This is a genomic window from Streptomyces sp. NPDC053560 (assembly GCF_044544605.1).
Taxonomy (GTDB): domain Bacteria; phylum Actinomycetota; class Actinomycetes; order Streptomycetales; family Streptomycetaceae; genus Streptomyces.
This window is the reverse complement of the sequence record NZ_JBITXI010000004.1, coordinates 225,437-237,642: the sequence shown is the minus strand read 5'-3', so window position 1 is coordinate 237,642 and position 12,206 is coordinate 225,437. Positions and strand designations below refer to the sequence as shown.

The 12,206-nt window shown below is 73.8% G+C and carries 8 protein-coding genes; 6 read left to right on the top strand and 2 right to left on the bottom strand.

Annotated elements, in window-relative coordinates; translation table 11 throughout:
• Positions 1-159: 159 nt before the first annotated feature.
• Positions 160-1,101, bottom strand: a complete 942-nt coding sequence (locus tag ACIGQF_RS10840) for a hypothetical protein (protein WP_399708594.1) — start codon at positions 1,099-1,101, stop codon at positions 160-162.
• Positions 1,102-1,386: 285 nt separating this feature from the next.
• Between ACIGQF_RS10840 and ACIGQF_RS10835 the strand changes: the two genes are divergently transcribed.
• The 4 genes from ACIGQF_RS10835 (at position 1,387) to ACIGQF_RS10820 (ending at position 7,844) form a co-directional block, all read left to right on the top strand.
• Positions 1,387-2,193, top strand: a complete 807-nt coding sequence (locus ACIGQF_RS10835; RefSeq protein WP_399707993.1) for a S1 family peptidase — start codon at positions 1,387-1,389, stop codon at positions 2,191-2,193.
• 244 nt (positions 2,194-2,437) lie between these two features.
• Positions 2,438-5,518, top strand: a complete 3,081-nt coding sequence (locus tag ACIGQF_RS10830; RefSeq protein ID WP_399707990.1) for an endo-alpha-N-acetylgalactosaminidase family protein — start codon at positions 2,438-2,440, stop codon at positions 5,516-5,518.
• A 120-nt stretch (positions 5,519-5,638) separates the two neighbouring features.
• Complete coding sequence (locus tag ACIGQF_RS10825) at positions 5,639-6,820, top strand: C45 family autoproteolytic acyltransferase/hydolase (protein ID WP_399707988.1); 1,182 nt, start codon at positions 5,639-5,641, stop codon at positions 6,818-6,820.
• Between the two features lie 103 nt (positions 6,821-6,923).
• Positions 6,924-7,844, top strand: a complete 921-nt coding sequence (locus ACIGQF_RS10820) for a MurR/RpiR family transcriptional regulator (RefSeq protein WP_399707986.1) — start codon at positions 6,924-6,926, stop codon at positions 7,842-7,844.
• A gap of 85 nt (positions 7,845-7,929) precedes the next feature.
• On the opposite strand, the gene ACIGQF_RS10815 is transcribed toward ACIGQF_RS10820, so the two are convergent.
• Positions 7,930-9,876, bottom strand: a complete 1,947-nt coding sequence (locus ACIGQF_RS10815; RefSeq protein WP_399707984.1) for a beta-galactosidase family protein — start codon at positions 9,874-9,876, stop codon at positions 7,930-7,932.
• A 303-nt stretch (positions 9,877-10,179) separates the two neighbouring features.
• Here ACIGQF_RS10815 and ACIGQF_RS10810 point away from each other — a divergent pair, with 303 nt between their 5' ends.
• Together ACIGQF_RS10810 and ACIGQF_RS10805 are read left to right on the top strand one after the other, a co-directional pair.
• Entirely contained in the window at positions 10,180-11,070 is an 891-nt protein-coding gene (locus ACIGQF_RS10810) for a helix-turn-helix domain-containing protein (RefSeq protein WP_399707981.1), read from the top strand.
• A gap of 120 nt (positions 11,071-11,190) precedes the next feature.
• Positions 11,191-12,087 (top strand): aminoglycoside phosphotransferase family protein, encoded by an 897-nt coding sequence (locus ACIGQF_RS10805; protein WP_399707979.1) that lies wholly within the window; start codon positions 11,191-11,193, stop codon positions 12,085-12,087.
• Positions 12,088-12,206: the final 119 nt, after the last annotated feature.

Genomic DNA, 12,206 nt, shown 5'->3' with positions numbered 1-12,206 from the left:
GCCGTCACCTCCTTCCGGCGGCTGGCGTCGCTCATGCCGCTGGAGACGGTGTGCGTACCGCACGGCGAGCCGGTGCTGCGGGACGCGGCGGCGGTCCTGCGCGCCGCCACCCCGGACACCGACTGGCTGCAGCCGCGGCGGGCGGCCCGCTGCCGACCGCTACGTGTCGCACTCCAGCTCCGTGCGGCACAGCGAGCAGCGGGCGCGGACCGGGCCGCGCACCGGCAGCCGGACGCGCTGGTGGCAGACCGGGCACGGGAAGATGACGCGCAGCGGCCCCGGCCCGTCGAAGACGTACCCGGCGTCCGGCGGTCGGCCGGGCGCGCCGCGCGGCACGCGCGCCGCACGCCGGTCCTTGGCGTACCGCCGCCGCTCGGACCGGCCGGCGGCGGCCAGCGGCGGCTGCCGAGTGTCCCGCAGCGCCCGCAGCCGCCCCGCACGGTACGCGTCGTACGCCTGCGGGCTGGTGAACCACGGCGCGGGGTCCTCGCCGAAGAAGAACGCCCGCTTGGCGAGGACGTACCCGAACTCCTCGGGGGTGAGGTACCCCAGCTTCTGCGAGGCGGTGCCGTGCTCCCGGTAGGCGTCCAGCAGCAGCCAGCCGGCGCCGAGGTAGGCGGTCGCGGTGTCGGTGAGGATCTCGTTGGCGTGCGTACCGGGGAAGGACAGGCCCAGGCGGTGCAGGTAGATGTGCATCACTTCGTGGGCGAGGGCGGCGGCGATGTCCTCGCGGTGGTTCCGGAAGCGGTCGTTGAGTTCAATGAAGTACTCGGGGCCCGCGGTCAGTTCGACGTGGGCGGCGTGCCGCATCGTCCGGAAGGAGACGATCATGCGGGCGTCCGGCAGCCGCAGATGCGCCACCATCGTGCGGGCCACCCGCTGCACGCCCAGGTGCAGGTCCTCCTGGGCGGCGAACGCCGCGTCGACGGGCGGCACCGCCATGTCGAAGGTGCGCACCGTGTCGTACGACAGGCGCTTGTAGAGCGCGGTGACGGCCGAGCGGACCGTTTCCAGATGCGGGTAGCCGTGCACGACCTCGCTGCCGGGGCCGGCCGACCGGCCCGGGCTGCCGGGACCGCCCGGACGCCCGGTGCCTCCCACTGCCACTCCACCACTCTACGAGCAGGAGGGACCGGGCGGTATGGGGCGTACTGCCCCCGGGTACAACGGAATTGAGCGGTTGGATGCCCTTGTCACCCTTGTCTCTCGTTCCACATAATCGCAGGGCGCTTTACGGGCTCACCCCCACTGGGTCCGGACGCCTTTCCGTGCGCCGCCATTGATTCCGCAGATGTTCCTCCCGGCGGCGGACACCGGCTCCGGTGTTGGCATGGGCCCGTCATTGACAGCCGTCTTGGCGCGCAACCCCCCACGAAAGGAAGCCCGTTGAGCTACCTGAAGCACCTCAAGAGAGCCGCAGCCGTCGGAGCCGTGGCCCTCGCGGCCGTCAGCCTCCAGCCCGGCACCGCAGGCGCCGCCACCCCCGCCCGTGACGGCGGGAACGAGACCAAGGTCGTCGGCGGCACCCGCGCCCAGCAGGGCGAGTTCCCCTTCATGATCCGCCTGTCCATGGGCTGCGGCGGCGCCCTGTACGCCAAGGACGTCGTGCTGACCGCCGCGCACTGCGTGGACGGCAGCGGCAAGGACACCTCCATCACCGCGACCGCCGGCGTGGTCGACCTCAAGGACTCCGCCGCCGTGAAGGTGAAGTCCACCGAGGTCCTCCAGGCCCCGGGCTACAACGGCAAGGGCAAGGACTGGGCCCTGATCAAGCTCGCCAAGCCGATCGAGAACATCCCCACCCTGAAGATCGCCGAGAACGACACCTACAACACCGGCGACTTCACCATCGCCGGCTGGGGCGCCGACAAGGAGGGCGGCTCCCAGCAGCGCTACCTCCTCAAGGCCGAGGTGCCGTTCATCGACGACGCCACCTGCGAGAAGGCGTACGGCGCCGACCTCACCCCCGGCGACGAGCTGTGCGCCGGCAAGCTGGACACCGGCGGCGTGGACACCTGCCAGGGCGACTCCGGCGGCCCGATGTTCCGCAAGGACGACGCCGGTGACTGGATCCAGGTCGGCATCGTCAGCTGGGGCGAGGGCTGCGCACGTCCCGGCAAGCCCGGCGTCTACACCGAGGTGAGCGCCTTCGCCGCGGACATAAAGAAGGGCGCGGGCGAGCTCGGCGGCTGACCACGCCGCTGCCCGGGGCGGTGCCGCGTGCGGCGGCACCGCCCCTCCGCCGCTCCCGGCCCTTGCGGTCCGCCTCCGCCTCTCCGCCGTCCCGCCCCCATCCGTCCCGGCTCCGCCCCTCCGCTGCCCCACGCCGTCCCTCCGTTAGTCCAACACCTGTCCCTCCTTTGTCCATGGGCGCACCCGACGCACGGGCAGCACGCTGTGCGCGACAGGACCGCCGGTGCGAAGGAGGACAGTGCGCGTGAACGGACACACAGGTGACGGGCACGGGCCCAGCCGCAGGACCGTCGTCGCCACCACCGCCCTCGCCGCCCTCGGCACCGCCCTGCCCCTCGGCGCCGGCACCGCCCACGCGGCACCCCGCGCCGGCGAGGCCGTACTCCGCTCCGACCGCCTCCAGGTCCGCGTCGACACCGCCTTCCCCCGCGTCATCGCCTACACCGACACCGGCACCGGCGCCGTCCTGCACGGCCAGACCGAGCCGCTGACCGAGATCGTCATCGACGGCACCGCCCGGACGCCGAAGGTCACTGCCCGGCCCTCCGCTGACCGCATCGCCTACACCCTCGCCTTCGACGGCGGCACCGAGATCGACGTGACGGTCACCGTCGACGGATGGCAGGTCGACTGGCGCGTCACGCGGATCGCCGACACCGCGGCGCTGCGCGTCGGCACCCTCCAGATCCCCGCGCTCGCGCTCCTCAGCGTCCGCAGCGACCAGCCCGGCGCCACCCTCCTCGCGGCCCGCGTCGAACTGGACAAGGCCAAGAGCGGCGACACCCTCGTCCAGGTCACCGACGCCACGCCCGCCGACCCCGCACCCCTCGGCTGCGCGTACGCCGTCGTCGCCACCGACGAGCTCGCCGCGGCGCTGGAGACCAACACCGTGTACGACCAGCCCACCGGCGCCACCACCTGGGAGAACGGCCGACTGTGGCGGCAGACCGTACGCCGCGACGGCCACACCGAGGCGCGCCTGGCCTGCGGCCAGTGGACGCACCGCGCGGCGACCGCCCCCGTCGATGCCACCGAACCGCTGCCGTACGCCACCGTGATCCTCACCCGCGACCGCAACGGCGACGGCCGCGTCGACTGGCAGGACGCCGCCATCGCGCTGCGCGACATCATGGTCGAGCCGCTCGGCGCCGACGAGCAGCACCTCCGCGTCGTCCCGCACATCCCGTTCAACTTCGCCAGCCAGGCCACCAACCCGTTCCTCGCCACCCTCGACCACGTCAAGCGGATCTCCCTCGCCACGGACGGGCTGCGGCAGTTCACCCTCCTCAAGGGCTACCAGTCCGAGGGTCACGACTCCGCGCACCCCGACTACGGCGGCAACCACAACGAACGGGCCGGCGGCCTCAAGGACCTCAACGCGCTGGTCCGCGCCGGGAAGAAGTGGAACAGCGACTTCGCCGTGCACGTCAACGCCACCGAGTCCTACCCGGTCGCACACGCCTTCTCCGAGAAGCTGGTGGACAAGACGGACGAGCAGTGGGACTGGCTCGACCAGTCGTACCGCATCGACGCCCGCCGCGATCTGGTCTCCGGCGACATCGCCGCCCGCTTCCAGCAGCTGCGCGACGAGACCGACCCGGCCCTGAACACCCTCTACATCGACGTCTTCCGCGAGTCCGGCTGGAACTCCGACCGCCTCCAGCGCCACCTCCGCGACCAGGGCTGGCAGATCACCACCGAATGGGGCCACGGCCTGGAACGCTCCTCCCTTTGGTCGCACTGGGCCAACGAGACCGACTACGGCGGCGACACCTCCCGCGGCATCAACAGCAAGCTGATCCGCTTCCTCCGCAACCACCACAAGGACGTCTTCGCCGACAAGTGGCCGACCCTCCTGGGCGCACCCCGCATGGGCAACTTCGAAGGCTGGGTCGGCAAGACCGACTGGCACGCCTTCTACGAGATCATCTGGCGGGACGCGCTGCCCGCCAAGTACCTCCAGGCGTACCCCGTCAGGACCTGGGGCGAGCACGAGATCACCTTCGAGGGTCCGACCCGTACGGCCGTCTCCGACGCCGACGGCGGCAAGCGGCGGATCACCACGGACGGGCGGCTGGTGTACGACGACGGCACCTATCTGCTGCCGTGGGAACCGCGCCGCGCCACCGACCCGCAGAAGCTCTACCACTACAACCCCGCGGGCGGCACGACGACCTGGACCCTGCCGCGCGGCTGGCGGACCGGCACGGTGTACCTGTACCGCCTCACCGACCAGGGCCGGGCCGACGAGCGGCGGCTGCCGGTCACGGGCGGCAAGATCACCCTCGACGCGGCGGCCGGCGCCCCCTACGTCGTCCACCAGCGGCGGGCCGCGGCGCAGGAGGCGCCCGGCTGGGGCGAGGGCACGCCCCTGCCCGACCCCGGCTTCCACTCCGGCACGCTCGACGGCTGGCAGGTCACCGGCCCGGCGGCGGTACGCGCGAGCGCGCCGGGCGACTACGAACTGGTCATCGGGGCCGGTACCGCCGCCACGGTGGCCCGCCGCCTGCACCGCCTCGCGCCCGGCACGTACGCGGCATCCGTCCAGGTCGAGGTCGGCGAGAAGGCGGGGGAGCGGCGCCGGGCCGAACTGGCCGTACGCACCGCCGACGGGGTCACCGCCGTCAACTGGACCGAGACCTCCACGGCAGGCAACTTCGTGGGCGCCGACCGCAAGCACGGCACCCGCTTCCAGCGGATGTTCACCCGCTTCACCGTCCCCGAGGGCGGCGGCCCCGTGACGCTGTCCCTGAAGGCCGCGGCGGGCCGGGCCCGCGTCCGCTTCGACAACGTACGCGTCGTCCCGGCCGTCCACACGACGAAGCCCGGCACCCTCGCATACGAGGACTTCGAGCACGTACCGCAGGGCTGGGGCGTCTTCGTCAAGGGCGACGCGGGCGGCGCGAACGACCCGCGCACCCACATCGCCCAGCGCCACGCGCCCTACACCCAGCGCGGCTGGAACGGTAAGGCCGTCGACGACGTGATCGACGGCAGCCAGTCGCTGAAGTCGCGCGGCGAGAACAAGGGACTGGTGTACCGCACGGTGCCGCACACCGTCCGCTTCGCGCCGGGCCGCCGCTACCGGGTCACCTTCCGGTACGAGAACGAGAAGGCGGACCAGTACGCCTGGATCACCGCCGTCGACGTGCCGGCGGCGCGGGAGCTGAGCAGCGAGCCGCTGCCCGTCGCCACCCGGCCCACCGTCCTCTCCTACGAGTTCACCGCGCCGGGGGAGGGCGAGGCGTGGGTGGGGCTCCGGAAGACGGGGGAGGACGGGACGGCGGAATGCGTCCTGGACGGGTTCGAGGTGCGGGAGGTGTGAGGTGCGGGAGGTATGAGAGGCGGGAGGTGTGAGGGGCGGGGGCAAGCGGCGCGGTGCAATAGAGATTGCGTAGGCTAATGACTTTGCAATTCTGATTACGTCACGAGAGGTGGGCGCGCGATGGGTGCGGAGGTCAGGGAGCAGGAGCTCGCCGGACTGCGATGGCTGGTCCTGGCCGGTGAACGGTCCGCCGTCTTCCGCACCCTCGGCGACACCACCCGCGCCGACATCCGCGCCGTCCAGGACGCCCTGCCCGAACGCGCCGCACTCCGCGCCCGCACCGCCGACGGCCCCGGCCGCGCACGCGCCGAACGCCTGCTGCGCCGCACCGAGAAACACTGGCCCGTCCAGCTCGCCGAACTCCGGGAACTGGCCGCCGGCGCCGGCGTGCCCTTCCACGACCTGCTCCTCGCCAACCTCCGCGGTGACCTCGGTACCGACGACGGCACCGGCTGCACCGACCTCGGCTGGCGCCGCACCCGCTCCCGTGTCGCCCACAACGAGGACGGCGCCCCCGCCCTCGACGGCCGCCTGATGCTCCTCACCCTGCGCATCGACGGCGAAGCACCGGTCACCGTCCAGTGGTACCCGGGCTTCCTGCCCGCCAACACCTTCACCGCCACCGGCCACGGCCTCGTCTGGGGCATCAACCACCTCCAGGCCACCACCCCCGCCGACGCACCCGGCCGCCACTTCGTCGCCCGCGCCCTGCAACAGGCCCGCACCCTCGACGAAGCCCTCCACCACCTCACCACCCACCCCGCCGCCGGCGGCTTCGCCTACACCCTCGGCGAAGCCGCCACCGGCCGCGTCGTGATCGTCGAGAGCGTCGCAGGCCGCACCGCCGCCCACGAAGTCGGCCCCCGCGCACCACTTCAGTGGCACACCAACCACCTCCGCCGCCTGCCTGCCGCACTGGACAACCCCGGCGACGCCCCTGCGACCGGTACCGCTCTCGCGACCGGCGATGCCCCTGCGGGGACCCGCGAGGCCTTTGTGAGCGGTGACGCCGCGCGGGCCGCCCGCAGCCTCGGCCAGTACGAGGAGAGCGTGGCGCGCGGCGCGGTCCTGGACCGGCTCGCCGTCCCCGAGGAAGAACCCGGCGCCGACTGGTTCCTCGACGTCCTGACCGGCGCGCCCCTGCCGCACGGCGTGCACCGCACCGCCGCCGGTACCGACCCCCTGATGACCCTCTGCACCGCCGTCGCCGACCTCACCGAGGACCGGATCACCGTACGCGGCACCGACGGACGCACGGCCACCCTGCCGCTGCCGGCCTACGCCCGGGGCGACCTCGTCTGAGTGCCCGGGTGGCGCCCGGACCCGTGCCCGGCCCGGGCGGCCTGTTGTGTCTGCCGTGCCCGTCGCCCCGGCCGGCGCGGCCCCGTACGAGAGAATCCCTGCCATGGCCCCCGCACCGTCCCGCCCCTCGCACCCACCGCAGACCTACGGCGAACTCGTCGCCGAACTGCAGCGCCGAACGGACACCCTCACCCGCTCCCAGCGCCTCCTGGCCGACCGGCTCCTCGCCGACCCCGAAGGCGTCGCCTTCATGACCGTCTCCGAACTCGCCTCGGCCGTCGGCGTCAACGAAGCCACCGTCGTCCGCTTCGCCGCGGGCCTCGGCCTCGACGGCTACCCGGGCCTCACCCGCCTCTGCCGCGCCCACCTCCGCGAACAGGCCCAGCTGCTCCGCCGCTACGACAACCTCGAACAACTCGGCACCGACGACGGCGACCTCCTGGAACGCTCCGTCGCCCTGGACCGCGCCAACATCGCCCGCACCTTCGCCCGCATCCCCCAGGACACCTGGGACGCCGCCGTACGAGCACTGGCCGAGGCCCCGCGCGTCCACGTCATGGGCCTGCGCAAGTGCCACGCCCCCGCGTACCTCCTCGGCTACCTGCTGCGCATGCTGCGCGAGGACGTCGCCACCGTCACCCCCGGGACCGGCACCCTCACCGACGACCTGCGCCGGGTCCGCCCGGGCGACTGCTTCGTGGCCGTCTCCATCCACCGCTACAGCGCCCAGACCGTACGCGCCGCCGCCTGGGCACACGACCGCGGCGCCCACTGCATCGCCCTCACCGACAATCCCTCCTCCCCACTCGCCGCCACCGCGCAGCAGGCCTTCTACGTGGACGCCGCCGGCCCCTCCGTCCTGCGCTCGGTGACCGCGTTCACCTCGCTCGTCCAGGCCCTGGCGGCCGGCGTCGCCCAGCTCCGAGGCCACGAGGTACGCGCCACGCTCCTCCAGGAGGAAGAGCTGATGGAGGAGTTCGGGGTGTACGCGGGGGAGGGGCGGCCGGGGGGTGGAGTGACGTAGCCCGGAGCCGGAAGTCCGGAGCCGGAAGTCCGGAGCCGGAAGTCCGGAGCCGGAAGCCCGGAGCCGAAAGGCCGGAGCCGGGGGCTCAGGGGATCAGGCGGGGTGCCTCCGCGGGCGGTCCGTCCGTGCCCGGTGCGGCTCCCTCCAGCTCCAGGATCAGCAGCTCGTTCGCGCCCTCCCGCAGGCACGGGCCCGGCACGTACAGCGACCGCTGCGGGCCCGCCGACCAGTACCGCCCCAGCGGAAAACCGCCCACCCACACGAACCCCCGCGTCCAGCCCGGCAGTTCGAGCAGCGCGTCCCCGACGCCGCTCGCCGGCACCACCACCGACCCCCGGTGCAGCCCCCGCGCTCCGGCCCGCGGCGCCCCGAACGCCAGCCCGGCCACCGCCCCCGCGTCCTCCACCGCGTCCAGCCGCAGCCCACGCGCCCGTACGCCGTGCAGATACTGCCGCTCGTGCAGCACCCCGCCGGTGATCCCCTTCGGCTCACCCAGCCGCGGCCCGTAATTGACCCGCCCCAACGACTCCACCCACAGCTCGACCTCCGCCGGCCCCGCCACCGGCCCGAGCAGCCCCGCGTCGTCCCGCCCGGCCACCGCTCCGGCCGTATCCGGGCCTCCGTACGCCTCGTCGCACAGCACCGGCCCGGGCGCCCCGTCCACGAACGTCACCGCCCGGTCCCGCAGCCCCAGCACCCGCAGGTCGTACGGGCCGCGCGGCCCCGGCACCGACAGCCGGTACCGGACCACCCCGCGGTCCACGTCCAGCTCCTCGAACGTCGGCGGCACCCCGGACCACACCTCGGGCCCGCCCAGCCCGTCCACCACCGCGTCCATCGACACCCAGCCCGTCAGCCGCGCCTCCGCCGCCCCGCCCAGCACCGGCAGCGGAGCCGGCAGCTCCGGCAACGGCCCGGCGGCATACGGGGCCAGCACCTCCCGGAACCGCCAGAACTTCGCCGTCGGTCGGCCCCGCTCGTCCACCGGCGCGTCGTAGTCGTACGACGTCACGGCCGGCAACAGCGCACCGTCCTGCAGCGCACCGCCCCGGTTCGCCCCCGCCCAGCCGCCGAAACTCGTCCCGCCGTGCGCCATGTAGAGGTTCACCGACGCCCCGCACTCCAGAATCTCGGCCAGCGCCGCCGCGGCGTCCTCGGCATCCCGTATCCCGCCCTCGCTCCCTTCCGCACTCCCGCCCTCGCCCTCGCCCGTCCCCTCTCCGGCATTCGCGGCCGCATCGTCCCGGCCCGTGCCGACCGCGCCGGGGTCCCAGTGCGAGAACCAGCCGCACCAGAACTCCATGCACATCAACGGCCCGTCCGGCCGGTGCCGGCGCAGCGTCGCGAACGCCTCCCGCGCCCCCGACCCGAAGTTCACCGTCGCCGTCAGCCCCGGCACGCTCCCGCCCGTCAGCATGTGATCCTCCGGCCCGTCGGAGGTGAACAACGGCACCGTCACCCCCCACGCCCGCAACCGGTCGGCCAGCCACGCCAGATACACCGCGTCCGACCCGTACGAGCCGTACTCGTTCTCCACCTGCACCATGACCACCGGACCGCCGCGGTCGCACTGCCGCGGCACGACCTGCGGCGCCACCGCCGCCAGCCACCCGTCCACGGCCCGCAGGTACCGCGCGTCACGCGTCCGCACCCGCTGCCCCAATGGCCCGGTCAGCCAGTGCGGCAGCCCGCCGTTCTCCCACTCGGCACAGATGTACGGCCCCGGGCGGACGATCGCCAGCAGCCCCGCCCGATGCGCCGCGTCCAGGAACCGGCCGAGCGCCGCCAGCCCCCGGAACTCACCCGGACGCGGCTCGTGCAGATTCCACGGCACGTACGTCTCCACGCAGTTCAGGCCCATCGCCCGCAGCATCGCCAGCCGGTGGTCCCAGTGCCCCTCGTGCACCCGGAAGTAGTGCAGAGCCCCCGACAGCAGCCGCACCGGCCGCCCGTCCAGCTCGAACTCCCGCTCCCCGACGACGAACCGCCGCCGCCCCGCCGCACGCTCCGCATCCCCGGCCGTATCCGCCACCGCGCCGTCCTTCCCCTCGCATCCGCCCTCCCCCGCCCGGTCCAGCACACCCCCTGGCGGCAGAGCGGGTCCATGGACAAAGATCGGCATTGTTTGGACGGAATGCCGGGGGCGGACCGCCCGGGCGTTCCGTGCCCGGGCACGGACCGCCCGGGCACGGAAGGCCTGGTGGCGGAACGCCCGGGCACCGGAGTTCCGTGGACCGGAGGCCCGGTACACACCGGAGGCCCGGTACACACCGGAGGTCCGTACGGAAGGTGGCCGGGCGGCACGGGAAGACGGCGGCGAACGGGAGGACACCGCATGTACCACACCTGGATGCGCTACTTCACGCCGAGCCCGGTCCACCACCGACTCGGCCTCGTCTGCCTCGGCGTCGGCCTTCAGCACGGCACCCTGCCCGCCGTCGGCCCCCGCACCCTCGACCACCACGTCGCCGTGATCGTCCACGCGGGCAGCGGCTGGTACGCCACCCCCGACGGCACCCGCCACCCCGTCACCGCTCCCGCCCTCCTCTGGCTCACCCCCGGCACCCCGCACCACTACGGCGCCGACCCCGACACCGGCTGGGACGAGAGCTTCGTCGACTTCACCGGCCCGGCCGCCACCACCTACACCGAACTCGGCTACATCGAACCCACCCCCGACCGCCCCCTCGTCCCTCTCGCCGACACCGCCGCCGCCCGCGCCGCCATCAGCCGCATCGCCCGCGCCGCCCGCCGCGGCAACCCCCTCCTCGAAGTCGAGACCTCCGCCGCCGTCCACGAACTGCTCGTCGCACTCCGCCGCGCCCGCGCCGACACCGACGCCGACGGCGACCCCGTCCTCCAGGCCCTCGCCCGGGACGCCTTCCTGCCGCTCTCCGTCGCCGAACACGCCGCCCGACACGGCATGAGCCCCGCCGAACTCCGCACCGCCGTACGCCGCGGCGCCGGCTGCAGCCCCAAGGACTACCTCCTCGGCATCCGCCTCGGCCGCGCCAAGGAACTCCTCGCCGCCACCGAACTCCCCGTCGCCGCCGTCGCCCGCCGCGTCGGTTACGACGACCCGGCCTACTTCAGCCGCCTGTTCACCCGCAGAGTCGGCACCGCCCCCGTACGCTTCCGCCACCAACAGGGCCGCGCGGTACCGGGCGGCTGGTCCACCCGCATCCCCGACCCGGACAACCCACCTCTGGTCAGCGGGACGGGCTGAGTCCGCGGGCACGCCCCTCCGGTCGGTTCGTCCCTGCGGGCGGTTCGCCGTCCGACGGGCCCGATACCCGACCGGCTCGACATCCGGGCGGCCCGACGTTCGATACGCAACGATGCCGTCATGGCCGACCTCACCACGAGACATGCCCTCACCCTCGGGCCGGACCGCGTCATCAAGCGCTTCACCAGCTGGGACCGCGGCGAACACGAACGTGAGTGGCGCGGACTGACCCTGCTCGCCGAGTACGCACCCGGCCTCGCACCCCGGCCGCTGACCGCCGACCTCACCGCAGAACCACCGGTCATCACCATGACCCGGCTCCCCGGCACCTCACTGCGCGGCACCCGCCTGGACGCCGTCCGGACCGCGGCCGTCGCCACCGCCGTGACCCGCCTCCACGAAGCGCTGCCCCGGCACGTCCTCACCGCCGTACCGCCCAGGCCCTCGTACGCCGCCGAGACCACGGCCACGCTCCGGACCTGGTATGACAGCCGCCCCGGCCCGCACCCCGACTCCCTCGTGGAACAGGCCTTCGCGACAGCCACCCGCTGGCTCGCCGGCCCGGACCCGGACCGGCTGGCCGCCGCCGCCCCCCGCCCCGTACTCGGCTTCGCCGACGGCAACCTCGCCAACTATCTGTGGGATGAGGGCGGGTGCGGACGCGGGTGCGAATGCGGGGAAGTGGACGGGGGCGGACGCGGCGGCGGGCGCGGGCGCGGATACGGGTGCGTGCGGTTGGTCGACTTCGAGGACAGCGGCCGCAGCGACCGTGCCTTCGAACTCGCCGAGATCACCGAACACGTCTCCGTATGGGTCGACGGCCAGCTCCCCGCCGACGCCCTCCTCGCCCACTTCGACCTCACCCCCGCCGAGACCGCCCGGCTGCGTACCGCCCGCCGCCTCCTGACCGCCGTCTGGCTCTTCCTCCTCCGGCAGGACGCCCGGTCCGCCCACCCCCGCAACCCACCGGGCACCCTCGCCCGCCAGGCCGCCCGCGTGCTCGACCGCCTGGGATGACGGCCGGACACGCGGGCGTCGGCACGGGCGAGACCGGGCGTCCGCCCCTCGGTCCCTGAGGGACCTGATCCCTCGGGCCCTGATTCCTCAGGGACCTGATCCCTCGGGCCCTTGCCCTG